23 protein-coding genes are annotated in these 24572 nt (G+C 60.3%); 15 read left to right on the forward strand and 8 right to left on the reverse strand.

What is annotated here, in order from left to right; genetic code table 11:
- Window positions 1-535: 535 nt before the first annotated feature.
- Entirely contained in the window at window positions 536-2629 is a 2094-nt protein-coding gene (locus JMV15_RS25235; RefSeq protein WP_020302960.1) for a TonB-dependent siderophore receptor, read from the reverse strand.
- 112 nt (window positions 2630-2741) lie between these two features.
- The gene (gene algW, locus JMV15_RS25240; protein ID WP_003188388.1) at window positions 2742-3902 is read right to left on the reverse strand and encodes a Do family serine endopeptidase AlgW; all 1161 of its coding nucleotides are present in this window, start codon (window positions 3900-3902) and stop codon (window positions 2742-2744) included.
- Window positions 3903-4003: 101 nt separating this feature from the next.
- Between algW and JMV15_RS25245 the strand changes: the two genes are divergently transcribed.
- From JMV15_RS25245 to cysN, 3 genes are all read left to right on the forward strand, one after another.
- Window positions 4004-4762 (forward strand): Nif3-like dinuclear metal center hexameric protein, encoded by a 759-nt coding sequence (locus JMV15_RS25245; protein ID WP_020302961.1) that lies wholly within the window; start codon window positions 4004-4006, stop codon window positions 4760-4762.
- Window positions 4763-5014: 252 nt separating this feature from the next.
- Entirely contained in the window at window positions 5015-5932 is a 918-nt protein-coding gene (gene cysD / locus JMV15_RS25250; protein ID WP_016971196.1) for a sulfate adenylyltransferase subunit CysD, read from the forward strand.
- Between the two features lie 9 nt (window positions 5933-5941).
- Window positions 5942-7840 (forward strand): sulfate adenylyltransferase subunit CysN, encoded by a 1899-nt coding sequence (cysN, locus tag JMV15_RS25255; RefSeq protein WP_003188392.1) that lies wholly within the window; start codon window positions 5942-5944, stop codon window positions 7838-7840.
- Between the two features lie 194 nt (window positions 7841-8034).
- On the opposite strand, the gene JMV15_RS25260 is transcribed toward cysN, so the two are convergent.
- The 3 genes from JMV15_RS25260 to JMV15_RS25270 all read right to left on the reverse strand — a co-directional run bounded on the left by JMV15_RS25260 (window position 8035) and on the right by JMV15_RS25270 (window position 11401).
- Complete coding sequence (locus JMV15_RS25260; protein ID WP_014716856.1) at window positions 8035-8934, reverse strand: acyltransferase; 900 nt, start codon at window positions 8932-8934, stop codon at window positions 8035-8037.
- The gene (gene pta, locus JMV15_RS25265; RefSeq protein ID WP_003188396.1) at window positions 8935-11034 is read right to left on the reverse strand and encodes a phosphate acetyltransferase; all 2100 of its coding nucleotides are present in this window, start codon (window positions 11032-11034) and stop codon (window positions 8935-8937) included. It lies immediately after the preceding gene.
- A gap of 79 nt (window positions 11035-11113) precedes the next feature.
- A complete protein-coding gene (locus tag JMV15_RS25270) occupies window positions 11114-11401 on the reverse strand; it encodes a DUF3565 domain-containing protein (RefSeq protein WP_102666761.1) in 288 nt (95 codons plus the stop codon).
- Between JMV15_RS25270 and JMV15_RS25275 the strand changes: the two genes are divergently transcribed.
- The gene (locus JMV15_RS25275; RefSeq protein WP_003188398.1) at window positions 11400-11885 is read left to right on the forward strand and encodes an FKBP-type peptidyl-prolyl cis-trans isomerase; all 486 of its coding nucleotides are present in this window, start codon (window positions 11400-11402) and stop codon (window positions 11883-11885) included. The genes JMV15_RS25270 and JMV15_RS25275 overlap by 2 nt on opposite strands.
- Before the next feature lie 277 nt (window positions 11886-12162).
- Here JMV15_RS25275 and rpsT read toward each other — a convergent pair whose 3' ends face one another.
- The gene (rpsT, locus tag JMV15_RS25280) at window positions 12163-12441 is read right to left on the reverse strand and encodes a 30S ribosomal protein S20 (RefSeq protein ID WP_003188401.1); all 279 of its coding nucleotides are present in this window, start codon (window positions 12439-12441) and stop codon (window positions 12163-12165) included.
- A gap of 253 nt (window positions 12442-12694) precedes the next feature.
- Here rpsT and murJ point away from each other — a divergent pair, with 253 nt between their 5' ends.
- The 6 genes from murJ to ispH all read left to right on the forward strand — a co-directional run bounded on the left by murJ (window position 12695) and on the right by ispH (window position 20216).
- Complete coding sequence (gene murJ, locus JMV15_RS25285; protein WP_038448824.1) at window positions 12695-14233, forward strand: murein biosynthesis integral membrane protein MurJ; 1539 nt, start codon at window positions 12695-12697, stop codon at window positions 14231-14233.
- Window positions 14234-14352: 119 nt separating this feature from the next.
- Entirely contained in the window at window positions 14353-15291 is a 939-nt protein-coding gene (gene ribF, locus JMV15_RS25290; RefSeq protein WP_003188404.1) for a bifunctional riboflavin kinase/FAD synthetase, read from the forward strand.
- 14 nt (window positions 15292-15305) lie between these two features.
- Window positions 15306-18137: an isoleucine--tRNA ligase gene (ileS, locus tag JMV15_RS25295; RefSeq protein ID WP_038448832.1), complete on the forward strand. Its 2832-nt coding sequence runs from the start codon at window positions 15306-15308 to the stop codon at window positions 18135-18137.
- Entirely contained in the window at window positions 18130-18642 is a 513-nt protein-coding gene (gene lspA / locus JMV15_RS25300) for a signal peptidase II (RefSeq protein ID WP_014716859.1), read from the forward strand. The genes ileS and lspA overlap by 8 nt, the downstream gene beginning before the upstream one ends.
- 7 nt (window positions 18643-18649) lie before the next feature.
- The gene (locus JMV15_RS25305) at window positions 18650-19087 is read left to right on the forward strand and encodes an FKBP-type peptidyl-prolyl cis-trans isomerase (RefSeq protein WP_169855857.1); all 438 of its coding nucleotides are present in this window, start codon (window positions 18650-18652) and stop codon (window positions 19085-19087) included.
- Between the two features lie 181 nt (window positions 19088-19268).
- Window positions 19269-20216, forward strand: a complete 948-nt coding sequence (gene ispH / locus JMV15_RS25310) for a 4-hydroxy-3-methylbut-2-enyl diphosphate reductase (protein ID WP_003188409.1) — start codon at window positions 19269-19271, stop codon at window positions 20214-20216.
- On the opposite strand, the gene JMV15_RS25315 is transcribed toward ispH, so the two are convergent.
- Window positions 20170-20751 (reverse strand): GspH/FimT family pseudopilin, encoded by a 582-nt coding sequence (locus JMV15_RS25315; RefSeq protein ID WP_019817501.1) that lies wholly within the window; start codon window positions 20749-20751, stop codon window positions 20170-20172. The two genes, ispH and JMV15_RS25315, sit on opposite strands and share 47 nt — an antisense overlap.
- 196 nt (window positions 20752-20947) lie before the next feature.
- On the opposite strand from JMV15_RS25315, the gene pilV reads away from it, so the two are divergent.
- Genes pilV through thiO form a run of 5 tightly spaced genes read left to right on the forward strand, consistent with a single transcriptional unit; the run spans window position 20948 to window position 24255 of the window.
- Window positions 20948-21430: a type IV pilus modification protein PilV gene (gene pilV / locus JMV15_RS25320; protein ID WP_201491953.1), complete on the forward strand. Its 483-nt coding sequence runs from the start codon at window positions 20948-20950 to the stop codon at window positions 21428-21430.
- Complete coding sequence (locus JMV15_RS25325; protein ID WP_014716862.1) at window positions 21427-22134, forward strand: PilW family protein; 708 nt, start codon at window positions 21427-21429, stop codon at window positions 22132-22134. Before pilV ends, JMV15_RS25325 begins: the two co-directional genes overlap by 4 nt.
- Window positions 22135-22139: 5 nt before the next feature.
- Window positions 22140-22670 carry a pilus assembly PilX family protein gene (locus JMV15_RS25330; protein ID WP_020302965.1) on the forward strand — a complete coding sequence of 177 codons (531 nt, stop codon included), beginning with the start codon at window positions 22140-22142 and terminating at the stop codon, window positions 22668-22670.
- Between the two features lie 11 nt (window positions 22671-22681).
- Complete coding sequence (locus tag JMV15_RS25335) at window positions 22682-23086, forward strand: type IV pilin protein (RefSeq protein WP_020302966.1); 405 nt, start codon at window positions 22682-22684, stop codon at window positions 23084-23086.
- Between the two features lie 59 nt (window positions 23087-23145).
- On the forward strand, window positions 23146-24255 hold the full coding sequence (gene thiO / locus JMV15_RS25340; protein WP_014716864.1) for a glycine oxidase ThiO: 1110 nt from the start codon (window positions 23146-23148) through the stop codon (window positions 24253-24255).
- On the opposite strand, the gene JMV15_RS25345 is transcribed toward thiO, so the two are convergent.
- Window positions 24242-24475 carry a PP0621 family protein gene (locus JMV15_RS25345; protein ID WP_014716865.1) on the reverse strand — a complete coding sequence of 78 codons (234 nt, stop codon included), beginning with the start codon at window positions 24473-24475 and terminating at the stop codon, window positions 24242-24244. The two genes, thiO and JMV15_RS25345, sit on opposite strands and share 14 nt — an antisense overlap.
- Window positions 24476-24572 lie beyond the last annotated feature (97 nt).

Raw genomic sequence — 24572 nt, forward strand, 5'->3', positions numbered from 1 at the left:
TGGTCGAGAACAATAGCTCACGAGAATACTGCCGTTGCCGGTGTTCTTCGAAAACCTGATCAATCCACTCGGGGGCAATAGCCTGCTGCAGCGCCAGTTTGGCCATGACACTGGCAGGTGCTTTTTTTTCGAAACGCGCTAGAACTTCCGCCCACATCGTTTAGGTACCCCCTGAATGAATTTCAGGGGATTTTACAGAAGACCTTGAAAGGGCTGGCTTTTACAGCGGGTCACTTTGGAAAAGAGCCCCAAAGTAACCAAAGGGCTCTTGCCCCACCACTCGGCACCTCGCCTAGGCTCGGTGTGCCCGAACACAGGCTTGAATCCGTGGGCCGCCGCCACGCGCCATCCATGGCGCGGGGCGGCTAACCCGGCGTCCTGCCGGGTTACCCACGAATTCAAGCCTGCGTTCGGCCAGCGTGGTTTAACGGGGCGCCTGAGATCAAGATCACAAGCAGATCAAGATCAAGAGCGGCTCGCTTCGCATCGTGATTACCTATGGTCATCGCAGGCAAGCCACACATTTTGACTGTATCTACAGATTAAGGGTCAGGCTAACCGTGAAGTTGCGCGGCTCGCCGGGGTTGACCCAATAGTTGCTGTAGGACCGCTCGTAGTACTTTTCATTGAACAGGTTGTTGAGGTTCAGCCCCACCGTCACGTTCTGCGTGGCCTTGTAATGGGCCAGCAAATCCACGGTGTGGTAGGCGGGCAGTTCGAAGCCTGTGCCGGCTTCGCCTGAGCGGTCACCTACATAGGTGAACGCTGCGCCCAGGTCTGAGCCACGCAATGCGCCGTCCTGGAATTCATACACACCCAACACACTGCCGCTGCGCTTGGCCACGCCGAGAATGCGGCTGCCCGTGGGGATGATTTTGTCGCCCTTGGTCACTTCAGCGTCGATGTAGGCCAAGGCGCCGATCACGCGGACTGCGTCGGTCACTTGCCCGGTTACTTGCAGGTCGAAGCCCTGGCTGCGGGCCTTGCCCATGGCGCGGTTGAGGTTGGTCGCCGGGTCCAGGGTCAGCACGTTTTCCTTTTCGATATGAAAGGCCGCCAGGGTGGCGCTGAGGCGGTCGTCAAACAGCTCGCTCTTGATGCCCACCTCATAACCCACGCCTTCTTCGGGCTTGAAGGACTTGCCACCGGCATCCAGACCGCCATTGGGCTTGAACGAGGTGGAGGCGTTGGCAAACACGCCGACTTCTGGCGTGAGCTGGTAGAGCAGGCCGGCGCGTTGAGTGAAGGCGTCGTGGGTTTGGCGGCTCTTGGCGTGGTTGCGGGTGAAGTCGTCGGTGCTTTGTTCGAAGTGTTCGAAGCGCGCACCGATCATGCCGCGCAGGCGGTCGGTGAAGATGATCTGGTCTTGCAGGTTCAGTGCGTGGCTTTTGGTCTGTTCGAAGAAGTCAGTGCCGGAGCGTATGCCGTTGGGTTTGGGCTGGCCGTACACCGGTTTGTAGATGTCGATGGGATAGTCGCCAGCGATCGTCGTCACACGCTCTTTCTTGCGGTAATCCTCGTATTCGGTGCCGATCAACAGCTCATGTTGCCAACTGCCGATATCGAACACCCCGCGCAGTTCCAGCTGGGTGATGCTGTCATGCCAACCGGTGGAGCGTTCACGGTAGCGGCGATTGACGCTGTGGCCGTCTGCGTTCAACGCTCGGCTTTCCGAAGCATCGCCCCACAGGCTGCCTTGCTTGTAATGGCTGGCCAGGCGCAGTTTCCAGGCGTCGTTGAGGTGGTGTTCCAACGCCGCCTGAATGCGGTTGTTGTGGTTGCGGATATTGCCGTCGTTGGGCTCGCCGAGGAAGGTGGAATGGGACATGCCGGTATTGGCGACGATGCCTCGGTCGAAGGTGGAGCTGTGGCGCACGAACTCACTTTCCACCAGCAGGGTGGTGTCCGGGTCCAGTTGCCAGCTGAAGGAGGGCGCAACAAACACACGCTTGGCGTCGACGTGATCGCGAAAGCTGTGGTTGTCTTCAACGGCCAGGTTCACTCGCGTCAGCACGCGCCCCTCGCTGTCCAGCGGCGTATTCACATCCAGCGCCGTGCGGTAGCGGTCCCAACTGCCGGCGCTGGTTTGCAGCGTGGTGAAGGCCTCGGGCTGAGGTTTCTTGGTGACGATATTCACCGTGCCGCCGGGATCGCCACGCCCATAAAGGCTGGCGGCGGGGCCTTTGAGCACTTCAATGCGCTCGATATTCGCCGCGTCCGGGGTGCTGGGGTAACCACGGTTGGCGCTGAAACCATCCTGGTAGAACTCGGATGTGGTGAAGCCGCGCACGCTGTATTCGTAGAGAGTCAGGCCGCCGAAGTTGTTTTGCTTGGACACACCGCCGGCGAATTCCAGGGCGCGTTCAACGCTGGTACTGCCCAGGTCTTTGAGTACCGTGGCCGGAATCACGCTGATCGACTGCGGGATGTCGCGCAAGGCCGTGTCGGTCTTGGTCGCACTGGCAGAGCGGGTGGCACGGTAGCCGTCGACCGGACCGGTAGCGGATTCATAGGCGTCGGAAGTGACGCTGATGGTGTCCAGTTCCAGGGTGTTTTCTTCGGCGTAGGCAGGGTCGAGCAGCAAACCCAGGGCCAGGCCGGCCAAGGGCACAAACTTTCGAGACGACATGATAGAGCGTTCCAATAGCGATATTGAAACAATATAACATGCCTAATGAGAATGAATCGCTAAGAAATATGGCCTTACAAGCGCCCGCGAACGGGCGCTTGGGTCGCGACGGTTATTGCTCTTCTTTGACTGGCGCGGTCGCCGGTGGTGGGCGCAGGCCGATTTCCGCCGACAGTTTGATCTCCTTGCCGTTGCGCATCACCAGGATCGCCACCTTGTCGGTCGGCTTGATCCGCGCCACCTGGTTCATGGACTTGCGGCCATCACCCGCCGGCGCGCCGTCGATGCTGAGGATCACATCGCCCAGTTGCAGGCCGGCTTTCTGCGCCGGGCCGTCGCGGAAGATCCCCGCTACCACGATGCCTGGACGCCCGGTCAGGCCAAATGACTCGGCCAGTTCCTTGGTCAAAGGCTGTACTTCAATGCCCAGCCAGCCGCGAATCACCTGGCCGTGCTCAATGATCGACTTCATCACTTCCATCGCCAGCTTTACCGGGATGGCAAAACCAATGCCCTGTGAACCGCCAGACTTGGAAAAAATCGCGGTGTTGATGCCAGTCAGGTTGCCATTGGCGTCCACCAGCGCACCGCCCGAGTTGCCGGGGTTGATCGCCGCGTCGGTCTGGATGAAATCTTCGTAGCTGTTAAGGCCCAACTGGTTACGCCCGGTGGCGCTGATGATGCCCATGGTCACCGTTTGCCCCACTCCGAACGGGTTGCCGATGGCCAGCGCCACATCGCCCACGCGCAAACCGTCGGAGCGGCCGAGGGTGATGGCCGGCAGGTTCTTCAGATCAATCTTGAGTACCGCCAGATCCGTTTCCGGGTCGCTGCCCACCACACGGGCCAGGGTTTCGCGGCCGTCACGCAGGGCCACCACGATCTGGTCGGCGCCCGTGGTCACGTGGTTGTTGGTGAGGATGTAGCCTTCGGGGCTCATGATTACGCCGGAGCCGAGGCTGGATTCCATGCGGCGCTGCTTGGGGCCGTTGTCACCGAAGTAGCGGCGAAATTGCGGGTCTTCAAACAACGGATGCGCAGGTTTGTTGATGACCTTGGTGGTGTACAGGTTGACCACCGCCGGAGCGGCGATGACCACGGCATCGGCATAGGTCACCGGCCCTTGCACCACTGTGTTGGTCTGCGGCGCCTGTTGCAGGTTCACATCCAGTGTGGGCAGGCCCACCCACTGGGGATAACGCTGGATAATCAGCATCGCGATCAGCACGCCAGCCAACAATGGCCATCCAAAAAAACGCAGTGCCTTGAGCATCAAGTAAGTCCTGACAGGTTGCAGGGGGCGGGAGAGCGCCCATAATGTCGCGCATTATACGAGGCTGTGACGCCTGCGAACGGGATATTTAGGAGTCTTTTATGGCCGTGCCCCTTACTACCCTCGTCGAGGAAGCCGACCGCTACCTCGGCAGCGCCAAAATTGCCGATTACTGCCCCAATGGCCTGCAGGTCGAGGGCCGGCCCCAAGTGATGCGCATCGTCAGCGGCGTGACCGCCAGCCAAGCCCTGCTGGACGCCGCTGTCGAAGCCAAGGCCGACCTGGTGCTGGTGCACCACGGTTACTTCTGGAAGGGCGAAAACCCATGCATCACCGGCATGAAGCAGCGCCGCCTCAAAACACTGCTCAAGCATGACATCAGCCTGCTGGCCTACCACTTGCCCCTGGACCTGCACGCCGATGTCGGCAACAACGTGCAACTGGCTCGCCACCTGGACATCACCGTCGAAGGCCCGCTGGACCCCGGCAACCCAAAAATCGTCGGCCTGGTCGGCTCCCTGGCCGAGCCCTTGTCACCCCGCGACTTCGCCCGCCGCGTGCAGGACGTGATGGGCCGCGAACCGCTGCTGATCGAAGGCAGCGAGATGATTCGCCGCGTCGGCTGGTGTACCGGTGGCGGCCAGGGCTACATCGACCAGGCGATTGCCGCGGGTGTCGATTTGTACCTGAGCGGTGAAGCGTCCGAACAGACCTTCCACAGCGCCCGGGAAAACGACATCAGCTTCATCGCCGCCGGCCATCACGCCACCGAACGCTATGGCGTGCAGGCGCTAGGCGACTATCTGGCGCGGCGCTTTGCCCTGGAGCATCTGTTCATCGACTGCCCCAATCCGATCTAAAGCACAGCATGAACACCGTGGGCGCTGGCTTGCCTGCGATGGCATCACCTCGGTCAGCCTGAAGGAGCACGGCGCCTGTATCGCAGGCAAGCCAGCTCCCACATTGAGCGAGTTGGGCGCCAAACTCGGCGGCATATTCATATATCGTTTCGGTCTAGCTGGCTCCCTAAATAGAAGAAGTTGCTGTGCTAGCATGCCTCGCTCGAACACGGCCCGCTGGCCGTCCACAAGATCGTTTTTCCGTGAGTAACCATGGTCGACAAACTGACGCATCTGAAACAGCTGGAGGCGGAAAGCATCCACATCATCCGCGAGGTCGCCGCCGAGTTCGATAACCCGGTGATGCTCTACTCGATCGGTAAAGACTCCGCCGTGATGCTGCACCTGGCACGCAAGGCCTTCTTCCCGGGCAAACTGCCATTTCCGGTGATGCACGTCGACACTCGCTGGAAATTCCAGGAGATGTACAAGTTCCGCGACAAGATGGTCGAGGAATTGGGGCTGGACCTCATCACCCACATCAACCCCGATGGCGTGGCGCAGAACATCAACCCGTTCACCCACGGCAGTGCCAAGCACACCGATATCATGAAGACCGAGGGCCTCAAGCAGGCGCTGGACAAGCATGGTTTCGACGCAGCATTCGGCGGTGCCCGTCGCGATGAAGAGAAATCCCGTGCCAAAGAGCGCGTGTACTCGTTCCGCGACAGCAAGCACCGTTGGGACCCGAAGAACCAACGCCCGGAGCTGTGGAACGTCTACAACGGCAACGTCAACAAGGGCGAGTCGATCCGCGTGTTCCCGCTGTCCAACTGGACCGAGCTTGACATCTGGCAGTACATCTACCTGGAAGGCATTCCGATCGTGCCGCTGTACTTCGCCGCCGAGCGCGAGGTGATCGAGAAGAACGGCACGTTGATCATGATCGACGACGACCGCATCCTCGAGCACCTGTCCGACGAAGACAAAGCCCGTATCGTCAAAAAGAAAGTACGTTTCCGCACCCTTGGCTGCTACCCGTTGACGGGTGCGGTGGAGTCCGAAGCCGAGACGCTGACGGACATCATTCAGGAAATGCTCCTGACGCGAACTTCCGAGCGCCAGGGCCGTGTCATCGACCACGATGGTGCAGGCTCGATGGAAGATAAAAAACGTCAAGGCTATTTCTAAGGGGCTGTCATGTCGCATCAATCTGATTTGATCAGCGAGGACATCCTCGCCTACCTGGGCCAGCACGAGCGCAAAGAGATGTTGCGCTTCCTGACCTGCGGCAACGTCGATGACGGCAAGAGCACCCTGATCGGGCGCCTGCTGCACGACTCCAAGATGATCTACGAAGATCACCTGGAAGCCATTACCCGCGACTCGAAGAAGTCCGGCACCACCGGTGACGATATCGACCTGGCGTTGCTGGTCGATGGCCTGCAGGCCGAGCGTGAGCAGGGCATCACCATCGATGTTGCCTACCGCTATTTCTCCACCGCCAAGCGCAAATTCATCATCGCCGATACCCCCGGCCATGAGCAGTACACCCGCAACATGGCCACCGGTGCGTCTACCTGTGACCTGGCGATCATCCTGATCGACGCCCGCTACGGCGTGCAGACCCAGACCCGTCGTCACAGCTACATCGCCTCGTTGCTGGGCATCAAACACATCGTGGTGGCCATCAACAAGATGGACATCAACGGCTTTGACCAAAGCGTATTCGAGTCGATCAAGGCCGATTACCTGAAGTTCGCCGAAGGTATCGCATTCAAGCCGAGCACCCTGGCCTTCGTGCCGATGTCGGCGCTCAAGGGCGACAACGTGGTGAACAAGAGCGAGCGTTCGCCCTGGTACACCGGCCAGTCGCTGATGGAGATCTTGGAGACTGTCGAGATCGCCAACGACCGCAACTACACCGACCTGCGTTTCCCGGTGCAATACGTCAACCGCCCGAACCTGAACTTCCGTGGGTTTGCCGGCACCCTGGCGAGCGGCATCGTGCACAAGGGCGACGAAGTGGTGGTATTGCCGTCGGGCAAGAGCAGCCGCGTCAAATCCATCGTCACCTTTGAAGGTGAGCTGGAACACGCAGGCCCAGGCCAGGCCGTGACCTTGACCATGGAAGATGAGATCGACATCTCCCGTGGCGACCTGTTGGTGCATGCCGACAACGTGCCGCAAGTGACCGACGCCTTCGACGCCATGCTGGTGTGGATGGCTGAAGAACCGATGCTGCCAGGCAAGAAATACGACATCAAGCGCGCCACCAGCTACGTGCCGGGTTCCATCACCAGCATCGTGCACCGCGTGGACGTAAACACCCTGGCCGAAGGCCCGGCGAGTTCGCTGCAGCTCAACGAAATTGGCCGGGTCAAGGTCAGCCTGGACGCCGCCATCGCCCTGGACGGTTACGACAGCAACCGCACCACCGGCGCGTTCATCGTGATCGATCGTTTGACCAACGGCACGGTCGCCGCGGGCATGATCATCGCGCCCCCGGTGGGTCATGGCGGCGCTGCGCAGCACGGCAGCCTGGCGCATGTCGCCACCGAAGAGCGCGCCCTGCGTTTCGGCCAGCAGCCGGCCACGGTGTTGTTCAGCGGCTTGTCGGGCGCAGGCAAGAGCACTCTGGCCTATGCGGTCGAGCGCAAGCTGTTCGACATGGGCCGTGCGGTGTTCGTACTGGACGGCCAGAACCTGCGTCACGACCTGAACAAAGGGTTGCCGCAGGACCGTGCCGGGCGTACCGAGAACTGGCGTCGTGCCGCTCATGTGGCGCGTCAGTTCAATGAAGCCGGCCTGTTGACTCTGGCAGCCTTCGTTGCGCCGGATGCCGAAGGCCGTGAACAGGCCAAGGCGCTGATTGGTGCGGACCGACTGCTGACCGTCTACGTGCAGGCATCGCCGTTGGTGTGCGCCGAGCGTGACCCGCAAGGTTTGTACGCGGCCGGTGGGGATAACATCCCTGGCGAATCCTTCCCGTATGACGTGCCGCTGAATGCCGACCTTGTGATCGACACCCAGGCGTTGTCGCTGGAAGACAGCGTCAAGCAAGTGCTGGAACTGTTGCGTCAGCGCGGCGCGATCTAAGCTTTAATTGCCGCACAAAAAAGCCCGCCACCGATTACCCGGTGGCGGGCTTTTTACATATTCTCAAATATGGACTCGGTCAATGTGGGAGCTGGCTTGCCTGCGATAGCAGACTGTCAGTTTATTGATCCTTAGCTGATCCACCGCTATCGCAGGCAAGCCAGCCCCCACATTAAATTGCATCCACATGTTGATCAGCGGCTGGCCGGAAAGTCTTTGTGCAGCTGTTCCAACAATGCATCCTTGTCTTGCCACAACTGGTTGATCCAGCCCTGGAACGCCAGTCGATATTCCCCATCCTGCTCATAATTCTTGCCGATGAATTCGGCCGGTATCTGCACCTCTTCAAAGTGCACCACCACGTCCTTCACATTACCGCACAGCAAATCCCAATAACCTGGGCGCCCGGCGGGGTAGTGAATGGTCACATTGATCAGTGATTTGAGCTGCTCGCCCATGGCGTCCAGTACAAACGCAATGCCGCCCGCCTTGGGTTTAAGCAGGTAGCGAAACGGTGACTGCTGCTGCGCATGCTTGCCCGGCGTAAAGCGTGTGCCTTCGGCAAAGTTGAAAATCCCCACGGGGTTGTCGCGAAACTTCGCACAGGTCTTGCGCGTGGTTTCCAGGTCTTTGCCTTTCTTCTCCGGGTGCTTCTCCAAATAAGCCTTGCTGTAGCGCTTCATGAAGGGAAAGCCCAGCGCCCACCACGCCAGACCAATCACCGGTACCCAGATCAGCTCTTGCTTGAGGAAGAACTTCAGGGGGCGAATGCGCCGATTGAGCACGTACTGCAACACCATGATGTCGACCCAGCTCTGATGGTTGCTGGTCACCAGGTACGAGTGCTGGTAGTCCAGGCCCTCAAGGCCAGTCAGGTGCCAGCGCGTACGGCGCACCAGGTTCATCCAACCCTTGTTGTTGGTGACCCAGGCTTCATGGGTGTGGTTCATCAGCCATTCGCTCAGGCGCTTGGCGAACGGCAGCGCCTTGAACAGCGCCACGATAAACAGGAACGAACACAGCAGGATCGTGTTCAGCGCCAGCAACAGCGAAGCGATCACCCCGCGCACGGCGGCAGGTAGAAAATCCAGCATTTAGATATCCATGGGTCGGTTGGCGGCTTGGATCGCCGTCAGGGCGATGGTGTACACGATGTCGTCCACCTGGGCGCCTCGTGGCAGGTCATTGACCGGTTTGCGCAGGCCCTGGAGCATCGGCCCCAGGCTCACGCAATCGGCGCTGCGTTGTACGGCTTTGTGGGTGGTGTTGCCGGTGTTCAGGTCCGGGAATACAAAGACGGTGGCCTTGCCTGCCACCTGGCTGTTGGGCGCCAGTTGTCGGGCGACGTTTTCGTTGGCGGCGGCGTCGTATTGCAACGGGCCGTCGATCAGCAGCGAGCTTTGTTGTTCGTGGGCGAGCAGGGTGGCTTCGCGGACTTTTTCCACCTCCTCGCCGCTGGCCGAGTCACCGCTGGAATAGCTGATCATCGCCACCCGTGGCGTGATGCCGAACGCGGCCGCCGAGTCGGCGCTTTGCAGGGCGATTTCCGCCAGTTCCGCAGCGCTTGGGTGCGGGTTCATCACGCAGTCGCCGTACACCAGTACCTGCTCGGGGAACAGCATAAAGAACACCGACGACACCAAGGTGCAGCCCGGCGCGGTCTTGATCAGTTGCAGGGCAGGGCGAATGGTATTGGCGGTGGAGTGAATAACGCCGGAGACCAGGCCATCCACTTCGTCGAGAGCGAGCATCATGGTGGCGATCACCACGGTGTCTTCCAGTTGTTGCTCGGCCATGGGCGCGTTGAGGCTTTTGCTCTTGCGCAAGGCGACCATTGGCTCCACGTAGCGTTGGCGAATCAGGTCGGGGTCGAGAATCTCCAGGCCTTCGGGCAGGTCGATACCCTGGGCGCGGGCGACTGCCTCCACATCCGCAGGCTTGGCCAGCAGCACGCAACGGGCAATGCCGCGGGCCTGGCAGATTGCGGCGGCCTGTACGGTCAGCGGCTCGCTGCCTTCGGGCAACACGATGCGTTTGTTGGCGGCCTGGGCGCGTTGGATCAACTGGTAACGGAACACCGCCGGCGACAGGCGCATCTCCCGCGGCGTGCCGCAACGCTGGTGCAGCCAGCGCGCATCGAGGTGGCTGGCGACGAAGTCGGTGATGATTTCCGCACGCTCGCGGTCATCGATAGGGATTTCCTTGTTGAGGCTATTGAGCTGGTTGGCGGTGTCATAGGAGCCGGTGCTCACCGACAACACCGGCAACCCCGCCTGGAAGGCGCCCCGGCACAGATCCATGATGCGTGGGTCGGGCAGGGTGTCGCTGGTCAGCAGCAGCCCGGCCAGCGGCACGCCATTGATGGCGGCCAGGCTGACGGCGAGGATGATGTCATCGCGATCTCCCGGGGTCACCACCAACACGCCGGGTTTGAGCAGCTCGACGGTGTTACGCATGGTGCGTGCGCAAATGATGATCTTGGTCATGCGCCGGCTTTCGTAGTCGCCGGCATTGAGGATCTGCGCGCCCATCAGGTCGGCCACGTCGCGGGTGCGCGGGGCATTCAGCTCGGGTTGGTAGGGGATGCAGCCGAGCAGCCGGAAATCGCCGCTGCGCAACAGCGGCGAATGCTCTTTGAGGCGCGCCGAGAAGGCTTCCATGCTTTCGTCGGTGCGTACCTTGTTGAGGATTACGCCCAGCACTTTCGGGTCTTTGGGACCGCCAAACAGTTGGGCCTGCAATTCCACACGGCCGGAAAGCTCGGTGAGCACTTCATTTTCTGGCGCCGAGACCAGGATCACTTCGGCGTCCAGGCTCTTGGCCAGGTGCAGGTTGACCCGTGCCGCGTAGCTGGCGCTGCGGGTCGGCACCATGCCTTCGACGATCAGCACGTCTTTGCCTACGGCTGCCTGTTGGTAAAGGGTGATGATCTCTTCGAGCAGCTCATCGAGCTGGCCGTCGCCGAGCATGCGCTCCACGTGAGCCAGGCCCAGGGGCTGCGGCGGTTTCAGGCCGTGGGTGCGCGCCACCAGCTCGGTGGAGCGTTCCGGCCCGGTATCGCCAGGGTGTGGCTGGGCGATGGGTTTGAAAAAACCGACTTTCAGGCCGGCCCGTTCCAGGGTGCGCACCAGCCCAAGGCTGATGGAGGTCAGACCCACACCAAAATCGGTGGGCGCGATAAAAAAAGTCTGCATGCGAATTCTCTGGAGGTGCATGGCTTGGGTGGCGCTCTATGGGTGAGTGCCTACCGCGAATCAGGCGCCAAGGTTATCGTTATTCGTGCCCTTGCGCACACCAGCCGCACGCAAAGGCCTGGCCTATTTTTTCAAGGCGTTGCGCGGGGTCGAGCACCCAGGCGCGCGACTGCCAGGGCGGTTGGTGGCGCAGGTGCTGGGTGTGGCCGCAGGACAGCTCGGCCACCCAGTGGCCATCGTCGTCCTGATGAAAACCTGTGATCGTGACCGTTGATCGGCCCCGTCCGTCCGGGTTCCGTTCGCTTTCGGGCAAATCCTTGTTTAGACTTGTCCGTTCTTCATTCTTATGCAAAAGGTCTCGCCCCATGACGATCGCCGCTAACAAGGCTGTCTCCATCGACTATACCCTGACCAACGACGCTGGTGAGGTCATCGACAGCTCCGCCGGCGGCGCGCCGCTGGTTTACCTGCAAGGCGCAGGTAACATCATCCCGGGCCTGGAAAAGGCTCTGGAAGGCAAGAACGTCGGTGACGAACTGACCGTCGCCGTAGAACCTGAAGATGCCTACGGCGAATACTCCGCCGAACTGGTCAGCACCTTGAGCCGCAGCATGTTCGAAGGTGTTGATGAGCTGGAAGTGGGCATGCAGTTCCACGCTTCCGCGCCGGACGGCCAAATGCAGATCGTCACCATCCGCGACCTGGACGGCGACGACGTTACCGTTGACGGCAACCACCCTCTGGCTGGCCAGCGCCTGAACTTCCAAGTGAAGATCGTGGCCATCCGCGACGCTTCCCAGGAAGAAGTGGCTCACGGCCACGTCCACGGTGAAGGCGGTCATCACCATTGATTGTGGTTTGATCAATCGGTATCAAAAACGCCCCGACTGGTTCGGGGCGTTTTTTTGCCTTGAGAATATTCCCGGTCAACTTTCTGTAGGCGCGAGCGTGCTCGCGAAAAACCTGAGAACCCCTCGGGCGCCAGGCTTCCCGCGTCATCGTTAACGATCTTCGCGAGCAAGCTCGCTCCTACAGTTTTCAGGGGGCAAACAAAAATGCCCCGGACCTTTCGGTACGGGGCATTTCTTAACTGTTACGCAACCTGGGCTACGTGGCAGTTGTTACCACTTAGGCTGCAGCAGGAACGCTCAGAGCCTTGATGTGGCCATTCAGGCGGCTCTTATGGCGAGCGGCCTTGTTCTTGTGGATGATGCCTTTATCGGCCATACGGTCGATAACAGGCACAGCCAGAACGTAAGCTGCTTGAGCTTTTTCAGCGTCTTTGGTGTCGATGGCTTTGACTACATTCTTGATGTAGGTGCGAACCATGGAACGCAGGCTGGCGTTGTGGCTGCGACGCTTCTCAGCCTGTTTTGCACGTTTTTTGGCGGAAGGTGTGTTGGCCACCGTCGAGCTCCTCGAAAGACTTTTTAGGAAATAGCAAACAAAATAGGCCGCGAATCATGCCGATGACTTGACGGGTTGTCAAGGGCGGCTGATGCGAACTGCTGAGTGGTCGATCTGAAGAGGCGGGTGATTTATTTCCGGCGCTTGACCTGTAAACTCGCGAGCTTTGGCTCTGTGCTGTTGCAGGCGCGCAGTATCGCATAAGTGGGCGCGTAGTTCGCCTGCTCTTTATCTATAGGCGCAAACTCTTTCAATGAATCTGCTCAAATCGTTGGCTGCGGTCAGCTCTATCACGATGATTTCCAGGGTGTTGGGGTTCGTGCGTGACACCCTGCTGGCCCGCATCTTTGGCGCCAGCATGGCCACGGATGCGTTCTTTATTGCCTTTAAACTGCCCAACCTGTTGCGGCGGATCTTTGCCGAAGGCGCGTTTTCCCAGGCGTTCGTGCCGATTCTGGCCGAGTACAAGACCCAGCATGGCGAGGAGGCGACCCGTACGTTTATCGCCTACGTCTCAGGTTTGCTGACGCTGGTGCTGATGCTGGTAACCATCGTCGGGATGCTCGCCGCGCCCTGGGTGATCTGGGCCACGGCGCCCGGTTTTGCCAATACGCCGGAAAAGTTCGCGCTGACCACTGATCTGCTGCGGGTGACCTTTCCTTATATATTGCTGATTTCCCTGTCTTCGCTCGCCGGGGCGATCCTCAATACCTGGAATCGTTTCTCGGTACCGGCCTTTGTGCCGACCTTGCTGAACGTCAGCATGATTATTTTTGCGTTGTTCCTTACGCCGTATTTCGATCCGCCCGTCATGGCCCTGGGCTGGGCGGTCCTGGCCGGCGGCCTGGCACAGTTGCTGTACCAGCTGCCGCACCTGAAAAAAATCGGCATGCTTGTACTGCCGCGCTTGAACCTCAAGGATTCCGGCGTCTGGCGCGTGATGCGCAACATGCTGCCGGCGATCCTCGGGGTGTCGGTCAGTCAGATTTCCCTGATCATCAACACCGCGTTCGCCTCGTTGCTGGTATCCGGCTCGGTGTCGTGGATGTACTACGCCGACCGCCTGATGGAATTGCCATCCGGTGTGCTGGGCGTGGCGTTGGGCACCATCCTGCTGCCGACCCTGGCGCGTACCTACGCCAGCAAGGATCGCCAGGAATACTCACGCATACTCGATTGGGGCCTGCGCCTATGCTTTCTGCTGGTGTTGCCGTGCGCCCTGGCCCTGGGCATCCTCGCCGAACCGTTGACGGTCTCGCTGTTTCAATACGGGCAGTTCGACGCCCATGACGCCTTGATGACCCAGCATGCGCTGGTCGCCTACTCCGTCGGTCTGCTCGGCATTATCGTGATCAAAGTGCTGGCGCCCGGCTTCTACGCTCAGCAAAACATCCGTACCCCGGTGAAAATCGCGATTTTCACCCTGGTGGTTACTCAACTGCTCAACCTGGTGTTTATCGGCCCGCTGGCCCACGCCGGCCTGGCTTTGGCGATCAGCGCGGGGGCATGTATAAACGCAGGCCTGCTGTTTTACCAATTGCGTAAACAGCAGATGTACCAACCACAGCCCGGCTGGGGCGTGTTTGCGCTCAAGCTGCTGGTGGCGGTCGCCGCGATGTCGGTTGTGCTCTTTGCCCTGATGCACCTCATGCCGGCCTGGTCCCAAGGTAATATGCTGGAGCGCTTCATGCGCCTGGGTGTATTGGTGGTCGCGGGCGTGGCGGTGTACTTCGGGATGTTGCTGTTGCAGGGTTTCCGCCTGCGTGATTTCAATCGCAAGTCGTTGGGATAGAGACTTTGCCGCGATAAAACGGTTGTTTTATCGATTCGACCCATTTGGCCTGCGCAGTTGCCTGTCGTCCGGGGCTGGGTGTGGTTATAATCGACCACTTTATGAGCAAGAAGCGCGTTATGCAGCTGGTTCGAGGTCTCCACAACCTGCGCCCCGAGCATCGGGGCTGCGTCGCCACTATTGGCAACTTTGACGGTGTTCACCGTGGCCACCAGGCTATCCTGGCTCGGCTGCGCGAGCGTGCGGTCGAGTTGGGCGTGCCCAGCTGCGTGGTGATTTTTGAGCCACAACCGCGGGAGTTCTTTACCCCCGAAACCGCGCCGGCCCGCTTGGCGCGCTTGCGGGACAAGCTGCAACTGTTGGCGGAGGAGGGCGTGGACCGTGTCCTCTGCCTGGCATTCAACCAGCGTTTGCGCAGCCTCAGCGCCGCCGAGTTCGTCGACCGCATCCTGGTGGACGGCTTGGGTGTACAGCACCTGGAGGTCGGCGACGACTTCCATTTCGGTTGTGACCGGGTCGGGGATTTCGATTTCCTGCAACATGCCGGCGTCAATCAGGGTTTCACTGTCGAAGCCGCGCAAACCGTCGAACTGGACGGCCTGCGCGTGAGCAGCACCCAGGTGCGTAACGCCCTGGCCGCCGCCGACTTCGACCTGGCCGAGCGTTTGCTCGGTCGCCCGTTCCGCATTGCCGGACGGGTATTGCACGGCCAGAAGCTGGCGCGCCAATTGGGCACGCCAACCGCCAACGTGCAACTCAAGCGCCGTCGTGTGCCGCTGACCGGGGTTTACCTGGTAAGCGTCGACATCGACGGCCAATCGTGGCCAGGAGTCGCCAATATAGGCGTCAGGCCCACGGTTGCAGGTGATGGCAAGGCCCACCTGGAAGTTCACCTTTTGGATTTTGCCGGTGATTTATACGACCGGCGTTTGACGGTGGTTTTCCACCAGAAGCTGCGTGAAGAGCAGCGTTTCGCCTCCCTGGAGGCGTTGAAAACGGCGATCAATGCGGATGTCGCCGCCGCCCGTGCACTAGCCGCACCTAGCGCCCATCGCTAACCGAAGAGCCTTAAATGACCGACTATAAAGCCACGCTAAACCTTCCGGACACCGCCTTCCCAATGAAGGCCGGCCTGCCACAGCGCGAACCGCAGATCTTGCAGCGCTGGGACAGTATTGGCCTGTACGGAAAGTTGCGCGAAATTGGCAAGGATCGTCCGAAATTCGTCCTGCACGACGGCCCTCCTTATGCCAACGGCACGATTCATATCGGTCATGCGCTGAACAAGATTCTCAAGGACATGATCCTGCGCTCCAAAACCCTGTCGGGCTTTGACGCGCCCTACGTTCCGGGCTGGGACTGCCATGGCCTGCCGATCGAGCATAAAGTTGAAGTGACCTACGGCAAGAACCTGGGCGCGGACAAGACCCGCGAACTGTGCCGTGCCTACGCCACTGAGCAGATCGAAGGCCAGAAGTCCGAATTCATCCGCCTGGGCGTGCTGGGCGAGTGGGACAACCCCTACAAGACCATGAACTTCAAGAACGAGGCCGGTGAAATCCGCGCCTTGGCTGAAATCGTCAAGGGCGGTTTCGTGTTCAAGGGCCTCAAACCCGTGAACTGGTGCTTCGACTGCGGTTCGGCCCTGGCCGAAGCGGAAGTGGAGTACGAAGACAAGAAGTCCTCGACCATCGACGTGGCCTTCCCGATCGCCGACGACGCCAAGCTGGCCGAGGCCTTTGGCCTGGCAAGCCTGAGCAAGCCAGCGGCCATCGTGATCTGGACCACTACCCCGTGGACCATCCCGGCCAACCAGGCGCTGAACGTGCACCCGGAATTCACCTACGCCCTGGTGGACGTCGGTGATCGCCTGTTGGTGCTGGCCGAAGAAATGGTCGAGTCGTGCCTGGCGCGTTACGAACTAAAAGGTTCGGTGATCGCCACCACCACTGGTTCTGCGCTGGAGCTGATCAACTTCCGTCACCCGTTCTATGACCGTCTGTCGCCGGTGTACCTGGCTGACTACGTCGAGTTGGGTTCGGGTACCGGCATTGTCCACTGCTCGCCTGCCTATGGGGTGGACGACTTCGTGATCTGCAAGAAGTACGGCATGGTCAACGATGACATCATCAACCCGGTGCAGAGCAATGGCGTCTACGTGTCTTCGCTCGAGTTCTTCGGTGGCCAGTTCATCTTCAAGGCTGACCAGCCGATCATCGAAAAGCTGCGTGAAGTCGGTGCGTTGATGCAAACCGCCACCATCCAGCACAGCTACATGCATTGCTGGCGTCACAAGACCCCGCTGATCTACCGCGCTACGGCGCAGTGGTTTATCGGCATGGACAAAGAGCCGACCAGCGGCGACACCCTGCGTGTACGCTCGCTCAAAGCCATCGAAGACACCAAGTTCGTCCCGGCCTGGGGCCAGGCGCGCCTGCACTCGATGATCGCCAACCGTCCTGACTGGTGCATCTCCCGCCAGCGTAACTGGGGCGTGCCGATCCCGTTTTTCCTGAACAAGGAAAGCGGTGAGCTGCACCCGCGCACCGTCGAGCTGATGGAAGTCGTGGCCCAGCGCGTTGAACAGGAAGGCATCGAAGCCTGGTTCAAGCTGGACGCCGCCGAGCTGTTGGGCGATGAAGCGCCGCTGTACGACAAGATCAGCGACACCCTCGACGTGTGGTTCGATTCGGGCACCACTCACTGGCACGTGCTGCGCGGTTCGCACCCTATGGGCCACGAGACCGGCCCGCGTGCCGACCTGTACCTGGAAGGTTCGGACCAGCACCGTGGCTGGTTCCACTCGTCGCTGCTGACCGGTTGCGCCATCGACAACCACGCGCCGTACCGCGAGCTGCTGACCCACGGCTTCACCGTCGACGAGACGGGCCGCAAGATGTCCAAATCGCTGAAGAACGTGATCGAACCGAAAAAGATCAACGATACGTTGGGCGCCGACATCATGCGTCTGTGGGTGGCTTCCACCGATTATTCGGGTGAAATCGCCGTGTCGGACCAGATCCTGGCCCGCAGCGCCGACGCCTACCGTCGTATCCGCAATACCGCGCGCTTCATGCTGTCGAACCTGACCGGTTTCAACCCGGCCACCGACCTGCTGCCGGCCGAAGACATGCTCGCGCTGGACCGTTGGGCCGTGGACCGTACCCTGTTGTTGCAGCGCGAGTTGCAGGAACACTACGGCGAATACCGCTTCTGGAACGTCTACTCCAAGATCCACAACTTCTGCGTGCAGGAGTTGGGCGGTTTCTACCTCGATATCATCAAGGACCGCCAGTACACCACCGGCGCCAACAGCAAGGCTCGCCGTTCGGCGCAGACCGCGCTGTACCACATCAGCGAAGCGCTGGTGCGCTGGATCGCGCCGATCCTGGCGTTCACCGCCGACGAGCTGTGGGAATACCTGCCGGGCGAGCGTAACGAGTCGGTCATGCTCAACACCTGGTACGAAGGCCTGACCGAACTGCCGGCCGACTTCGAACTGGGCCGCGAGTACTGGGAAGGCGTCATGGCTGTCAAGGTTGCGGTGAACAAGGAGCTGGAAGTTCAGCGTGCGGCCAAGGCCGTGGGCGGCAACCTGCAAGCCGAAGTCACCTTGTTTGCCGAGGACGGCCTGACTGCCGACCTGGCCAAGCTGAGCAACGAACTGCGCTTCGTACTGATCACCTCCACCGCGAGCCTGGCACCTTTCGCCCAGGCCCCGGCAGATGCCGTGGTCACCGAGGTGCCGGGCCTGAAGCTCAAGGTGGTGAAGTCGGCCTTCCCTAAATGCGCCCGTTGCTGGCACTGCCGTGAAGATGTCGGCGTGAACCCTGAGCACCCGGAAATCTGTGGTCGTTGTGTCGACAACATCAGCGGTGAAGGCGAGGTTCGTCACTATGCCTAATACAGCCAGTCGTTTCGGACGTCTGGGCTGGCTCGTACTGAGCCTGCTGGTACTGGTCATTGACCAGGTCAGCAAGGCTCACTTCGAGGGCTCCCTGGAAATGTTCCAGCAAATCGTGGTGATCCCGGATTACTTCAGCTGGACCCTGGCCTATAACACGGGTGCCGCCTTCAGCTTCCTCGCTGATGGCGGTGGCTGGCAGCGCTGGCTGTTCGCGCTGATCGCCGTGGTGGTCAGTGCCGTGCTGGTGGTGTGGCTCAAGCGCCTGGGCCGCGACGACACCTGGCTGGCTATCGCGCTGGCCCTGGTTTTGGGCGGCGCGCTGGGTAACCTGTATGACCGCATCGCCCTGGGCCATGTGATCGACTTCATCCTGGTGCATTGGCAGAACCGCCACTACTTCCCGGCGTTCAACTTTGCCGACAGCGCCATCACCGTTGGTGCAATCATGCTGGCGCTGGATATGTTCAAGAGCAAGAAAACCGGAGAAACCGTCAATGACTGATCAGGTATTGGCTGAGCAACGCATCGGCCAGAACACGGAAGTCACTTTGCATTTCGCATTGCGCCTGGAAAATGGCGACACGGTCGACAGCACCTTCGACAAAGCCCCGGCGACCTTCAAGGTTGGCGACGGTAACCTGCTGCCTGGTTTTGAAGCGGCATTGTTCGGGTTCAAGGCGGGCGACAAGCGCAACCTGCAGATCCTGCCGGAAAACGCTTTCGGCCAACCCAACCCGCAAAACGTGCAGATCATCCCGCGTTCGCAGTTCGAAGGTATGGACCTGTCGGAAGGTTTGCTGGTGATCTTCAATGATGCGGCCAATACCGAATTGCCCGGTGTGGTTAAAGCCTTCGATGATGCGCAAGTGACCATCGATTTCAACCATCCGTTGGCCGGTAAAACCTTGACGTTTGATGTTGAAATCATCGACGTTAAAGCGCTCTAACTGACGAAACCGGTTCCTGTGGGGCTGGCTTGTGTGGGAGCTGGCTTGCCTGCGATAGCATCACCTAGGTGTATCTGATACATCGAGTCGTTTGCATCGCGGGCAAGCCCGCTCCCACAGATGCTTATTCTATAGAGCTGAGTTGATCCAATTTCTTGGCCTGCAAGGCACGAGGCACAGCATGCAAATCAAACTCGCCAACCCCCGTGGCTTCTGCGCTGGCGTGGACCGGGCGATCGAAATCGTCAACCGCGCCCTGGAGGTCTTCGGGCCGCCGATTTATGTGCGCCACGAAGTCGTGCATAACAAGTTCGTGGTCGAAGACCTGCGCGCACGCGGTGCGATCTTTGTCGAAGAACTCGATCAGGTACCCGACGACGTTATCGTCATCTTCAGTGCCCATGGCGTGTCCCAGGCCGTGCGTACCGAAGCGGCTGGCCGTGGCCTTAAAGTGTTCGATGCCACCTGCCCGCTGGTGACCAAGGTGCACATCGAGGTGGCCCGTTATAGCCGCGACGGTCGCGAATGCATCCTGATCGGCCATGCCGGTCACCCGGAGGTCGAAGGCACCATGGGCCAGTACGACGCCAGCAACGGCGGCGCCATCTACCTGGTGGAAGACGAAAAAGACGTTGCCAACTTGCAGGTACACAACCCTGATCGTCTGGCTTTCGTCACCCAGACCACCTTGTCCATGGACGATACCAGCCGCGTCATCGACGCCCTGCGCACGCGGTTTCCTGCTATTGGCGGCCCCCGCAAGGATGACATCTGCTACGCCACGCAAAACCGCCAGGATGCGGTCAAGCAACTGGCGGACGAATGCGATGTAGTGCTGGTGGTCGGCAGCCCTAACAGTTCCAACTCCAACCGCCTGCGCGAGCTGGCCGAGCGCATGGCCACACCGGCGTACCTGATCGACGGCGCCGAAGATATGCAGCGCAGCTGGTTCGACGGTGTCGAGCGTATCGGCATCACGGCGGGCGCCTCCGCTCCGGAAGTACTGGTGCGCGGTGTGATCCAACAGTTGCAAGCCTGGGGTGCCACCGGCGCCGACGAGCTGGCGGGCCGTGAAGAAAACATCACGTTCTCCATGCCCAAGGAACTGCGGGTCCGCTCGCTGCTCTGACGGCCAGGGTGCTGGAATAGCCTCGGCATAATGCCTGTTCGGTCTTGTCACTGCGCAGGCTGATGCGCCCGCTGGGGGCCAGCACGATCTGATACAGGCTCTGTGCCTGGTCCTTGTCACACACATGTACGGTGCCGGCACGAAATCCCCCGCCGGCAAACACCGGCTCCCCCAGGCCGCTGAAGCGCACCTGGCTCGTAACCGGGCCATTCCCGGCCACCGACACGCGCCCATTGCCCTCGCGCTCCAGCAATACTGGATTGTCGTCATCCAGGTGGCCGCGCCCACTCACATCCAGTATCACGCGCCATCCCAGGCTCCAGTCCTCGTCCTTTGCATGAATGACCACCGCCCGGTTGCGCGCGATGGCCTCGGTGCGTGCGTAGCGCAGCCCGGAGGCGAGTGCTTGGGCCGCGTTTTGTCGTTGTTGCGATTCAAGCAAGCCCTTGAAACCGGGTACGGCCAGTTGCGCGAGAAAACTGGTGACGATCAGCCCCAGCAGCATTTCAATCAGGGTGAATCCTTTTTGTTTCATGTGCGTTCCCTCCATGGGCACGAGTGGGTTTTCTAGGTATAGCGCTTGGTCCTTGGCGCTGGATGATGGCCATTATGTCCAAAGTATTTCCCTTTGTTCCGGGAGCAGCGCCGCTCGAAAACCGACGCTAGTCTTGGGTCGCACAGCAGGCCTTGCCTGCTTTTTTCTCCGGCCTTCGACATGGATGACGACGGAAATGCCTGCCTGCCAGAACCGATTCCTGCGCGTTGCGCACTTGCGCCAATCCGGCATGACACTGGTCGAGGTGCTGGTCGCGCTGTTGATTTTGGCGATCGGCCTGATGGGCGCTGCGGTGCTGCAACTCAACGCGCTCAAGTACACCAACAGCGCCAGGATGACCAGCCAAGCCAGTTTTATTGCCTACGACATGCTCGACCGCATTCGCAGCAATGCTGGCGCCGATTACACATGGGGCCGGGCGGAGCTGGGGCCACCCAGCACTGCCACCGCCAGCGTACGTGACCTGGACCTGCACGATTTCGAAGCCAATATCATGGGTTTTGCCGGCGAGGATGCCAAAGGATCAGTGGTGGTGAACGGGCACGAGGTCACCATCAGCATCAGTTGGGCGGATGCTCGGGCAGCAAATCGCCCTGGGGCGCGGGAAACCTTCACCCTGACCAGTCGCATCAGCAATGAACAGGGAGTGCCGCAATGAAGCGTCTTGGGCGAGGTTTCAGCCTGGTGGAAGTGTTGCTGGCGCTCGCCATCGGGTTGGTCATGATACTGGGGGCAAGCCAGATACTGATCAGCTCGCGATTGACCCATGCCAGCCAGCAGGCCGCCATGGTGCTGCAGGATGATGCGCGCTTTGTGCTGAGCAAGATCACCCAGGATATTCGCCAGGCGGGCATGCTGGGGTGTTTGGCCGTGGCGGCTATCGACAATGCTCCGGTTGCCTTTGATCGGCCGATAAGCTGGGAAGCGGCAGGGAGTGCGAAGTCACTGACGCTGGTGACCGCGAATGTCGGCGATGGCGTCGGCAGGCCTGACTGGACAGTGTTGTCCGACTGCAAGGAGGCGGCCAGGGCTTATGCAGGCACGCCACCCGGCGCCGAGCCCGGCCAACTTCGTTTTGGCATACGCCAACTTACCTACACCTACGAATCGGGCCAGTTGAAGATCAGTACCCCGGCGGCGCCGGCCAGGGCGGTATTGATGGATAACGTAAGGGCATTCGACGTCAGCTTCGGCATGGCAGCCACCTCGGCATCAACAGTTGTGGAGCGCTATGACAGCCATCCCGCCGATGAGTCGCTGATACGTAGCGTGCGCATCCTCATGACCCTTCAAGACCCCGCTGGGCGGGTGAAGGACCAGACCTACAGTGTCGTGGCGGCACTGCGAAATCGGCTGGGGTAGGGGCAATGATCATGCATGGCGGCATTCATGTACGGCAGACCGGGATGGTGCTGCTGATCAGTCTGGTGTTCCTGTTGGTGCTGTCGCAGGTGGGACTGTCATCAATACAGGCTGCGGTCTCCCAGCAAAAAGTCGCGAGCAGCCTGTGGCATCGCAATCAATCGCTTCAATCTGCCGAAAGCGGCCTGAGATTGGGGGAGTCGACCGTGCAAAAGGTTGGCCAGGCGATGCCTGTCTGCCACTCGATCATCCGTTGTGCGCCGCCTGCTGAAGCGTCTTCCTTGACGGCGGCCGGGACGAACCCGGTCTCGGCGGTCACCTGGCTCGCCTTGAAGGATGGGTTTTATGGCATTCAATCTCTTGGGGAAGGTGCAGGGCTTGCTCATTTACCCTCCCAAACCGTAGGCACACTTTTTCGTGTCACCTCGGTCGGGCTTGCGGGGCAAACGCGCACGGTGCTGGAGACGGTCTATGCACGGGTGGAGGAGGGCGGCCGCGTCAAGTTTCGACGGGTCTTATGGCGGCAACTTCAATAAGGAGCAATCGGATGGGCAAGGAGAGCCAGGGTTTTACCCTGATTGAGTTACTGATCGTCGTGGCGATCATCGCGTTGCTGGCCGGGATTGCGTATCCCGGGTACCTCAGCCAGGTGAAGAAGGTGTATCGGGCGCAGATCGTCGCGTTGTTGAGCGAACAGGCCCAGCACCTGGAGCGTTCTTATACGAGGAATGGCACTTTTATTGATGCAGGCGACGTCAGCGCGGGCAATGATCATTATAGAATCAGTGCCGTCCTCAACCCTCAGGATTTTGACCTGCTCGCCACTCCCGCTGCGGACTCGGTCATGGCGAACGACGCATGCGCAGCATTCAGCTTGACCAGCACCGGTATGCGCGGCAACCCGGGAGCAGGGCCTGAAATGTCGCCCAAGGTCTGCTGGGGGCAAGGATGAGCGTACTTGAAGCGTGGGCGCCGGGCGCGCCTTTCCCTGTTTATCGGCTGGATCAAATGATGGCTAAGCAACAGCAAGTGGTGATTGTCGGCGGCGGAGTAATCGGGCTGTTGACGGCGTACAACCTCGCCAGTGAGGGCCAGGCGGTCACGCTGCTGGAGCGCGGTGGGCTTGGGCAAGAGTCTTCCTGGGCGGGCGGTGGGATTGTCTCGCCGTTGTACCCGTGGCGCTATAGCCAGGCGGTCACTGCCTTGGCCCATTGGTCCCAGGATTTTTACCCGCAACTGGCGCAACGGCTGTTTGCAGCGACCGGCGTCGATCCAGAGGTACATACCACGGGGTTGTATTGGCTCGACCTGGATGACGAAGCGCAAGCACTGGCCTGGGCTGCCCGTGAAGGGAGACCGTTGAGCAAGGTGGACGTATCTGCGGCCCATGACGCGGTGCCGGTGTTGGGGGGTGGCTATTCTCAGGCGATCTACATGGCCGATGTGGCCAACGTACGCAACCCGCGCCTGGTCAAATCACTGAAGGCGGCCCTGCTGGCGTTGCCGAACGTGACGATTTGCGAGCAATGCGATGTGTCGGGTTTTGTGCTCGGCGACGGCAGGGTGGTGGGTGTGAATACCGCTACGGGCCAGGTTTTGGGGGATCAGGTGGTGCTCGCGGCCGGCGCCTGGAGCGGACAATTGTTGGGTACGCTGGGCTTGGGGCTACCCGTGGAGCCGGTCAAAGGCCAAATGATCCTGTACAAATGCGCGTCCGACTTTTTATCCAGCATGGTCCTGGCCAAGGGGCGTTATGCGATTCCCCGGCGGGATGGGCACATCCTGATCGGCAGCACGTTGGAGCATGAAGGATTCGACAAGACGCCAACCGACACCGCGCTGGAAAGCCTCAAGGCGTCTGCGCTGGAACTGATTCCCGCCTTGGCGGACGCCGAGGTGGTCGGGCATTGGGCCGGTTTACGGCCTGGCTCCCCCGAAGGTATACCGTTTATCGGTGAGGTCCCTGGCTTCAAGGGGTTGTGGCTCAATTGCGGGCATTACCGCAATGGTCTGGTACTCGCACCGGCATCTTGCCAGTTGTTCACCGACTTGCTGCTGGCGCGGGCTCCGATCATCGATCCAGCGCCTTACGCCCCCGCAGGTCGCCTCAACGCTGAATAGACTTTGGCCCTTGTTCCAGATGCGCCTGGGTGCAGTACCATTCCTGGCGTGAACTCAGTGCGCGGTCCTGCGGCAGGTGCACGCCACAGTGGGCGCAACGCACCATCAGGGCCGCATCCGGTTCGGCAGGCCGTTGCTGATGGGAGGCATTTTTTTTGAATTTGCGCCAGAACCATACCGCGGCAGCAATGACGGCAATCCAGAACAGTAGACGAAGCATGATGGGCAGTTTCTCGACAAGGAATGCGCCAGTTTAGCCAAGGTGGTCACGGGCGCACAGGGCAATAAATACTCGCTCATAAAAAAGGGAGCTCCTT

This window comes from Pseudomonas paracarnis, assembly GCF_904063055.1.
Classification (GTDB): Bacteria; Pseudomonadota; Gammaproteobacteria; order Pseudomonadales; family Pseudomonadaceae; genus Aquipseudomonas; species Aquipseudomonas paracarnis.

Bases quoted from the DNA above. Each gene is read 5' to 3' on its own strand.
- JMV15_RS25235 (WP_020302960.1), bottom strand. From the start codon at position 2,629: ATGTCGTCTCGAAAGTTTGTGCCCTTGGCCGGCCTGGCCCTGGGTTTG.
- algW (WP_003188388.1), bottom strand. From the start codon at position 3,902: ATGCTCAAGGCACTGCGTTTTTTTGGATGGCCATTGTTGGCTGGCGTG.
- JMV15_RS25245 (WP_020302961.1), top strand. From the start codon at position 4,004: ATGGCCGTGCCCCTTACTACCCTCGTCGAGGAAGCCGACCGCTACCTC.
- cysD (WP_016971196.1), top strand. From the start codon at position 5,015: ATGGTCGACAAACTGACGCATCTGAAACAGCTGGAGGCGGAAAGCATC.
- cysN (WP_003188392.1), top strand. From the start codon at position 5,942: ATGTCGCATCAATCTGATTTGATCAGCGAGGACATCCTCGCCTACCTG.
- JMV15_RS25260 (WP_014716856.1), bottom strand. From the start codon at position 8,934: ATGCTGGATTTTCTACCTGCCGCCGTGCGCGGGGTGATCGCTTCGCTG.
- pta (WP_003188396.1), bottom strand. From the start codon at position 11,034: ATGCAGACTTTTTTTATCGCGCCCACCGATTTTGGTGTGGGTCTGACC.
- JMV15_RS25275 (WP_003188398.1), top strand. From the start codon at position 11,400: ATGACGATCGCCGCTAACAAGGCTGTCTCCATCGACTATACCCTGACC.
- JMV15_RS25270 (WP_102666761.1), bottom strand. From the start codon at position 11,401: ATGGGGCGAGACCTTTTGCATAAGAATGAAGAACGGACAAGTCTAAAC.
- murJ (WP_038448824.1), top strand. From the start codon at position 12,695: ATGAATCTGCTCAAATCGTTGGCTGCGGTCAGCTCTATCACGATGATT.
- ribF (WP_003188404.1), top strand. From the start codon at position 14,353: ATGCAGCTGGTTCGAGGTCTCCACAACCTGCGCCCCGAGCATCGGGGC.
- ileS (WP_038448832.1), top strand. From the start codon at position 15,306: ATGACCGACTATAAAGCCACGCTAAACCTTCCGGACACCGCCTTCCCA.
- lspA (WP_014716859.1), top strand. From the start codon at position 18,130: ATGCCTAATACAGCCAGTCGTTTCGGACGTCTGGGCTGGCTCGTACTG.
- ispH (WP_003188409.1), top strand. From the start codon at position 19,269: ATGCAAATCAAACTCGCCAACCCCCGTGGCTTCTGCGCTGGCGTGGAC.
- JMV15_RS25315 (WP_019817501.1), bottom strand. From the start codon at position 20,751: ATGAAACAAAAAGGATTCACCCTGATTGAAATGCTGCTGGGGCTGATC.
- pilV (WP_201491953.1), top strand. From the start codon at position 20,948: ATGCCTGCCTGCCAGAACCGATTCCTGCGCGTTGCGCACTTGCGCCAA.
- JMV15_RS25325 (WP_014716862.1), top strand. From the start codon at position 21,427: ATGAAGCGTCTTGGGCGAGGTTTCAGCCTGGTGGAAGTGTTGCTGGCG.
- JMV15_RS25330 (WP_020302965.1), top strand. From the start codon at position 22,140: ATGATCATGCATGGCGGCATTCATGTACGGCAGACCGGGATGGTGCTG.
- JMV15_RS25335 (WP_020302966.1), top strand. From the start codon at position 22,682: ATGGGCAAGGAGAGCCAGGGTTTTACCCTGATTGAGTTACTGATCGTC.
- thiO (WP_014716864.1), top strand. From the start codon at position 23,146: ATGGCTAAGCAACAGCAAGTGGTGATTGTCGGCGGCGGAGTAATCGGG.
- JMV15_RS25345 (WP_014716865.1), bottom strand. From the start codon at position 24,475: ATGCTTCGTCTACTGTTCTGGATTGCCGTCATTGCTGCCGCGGTATGG.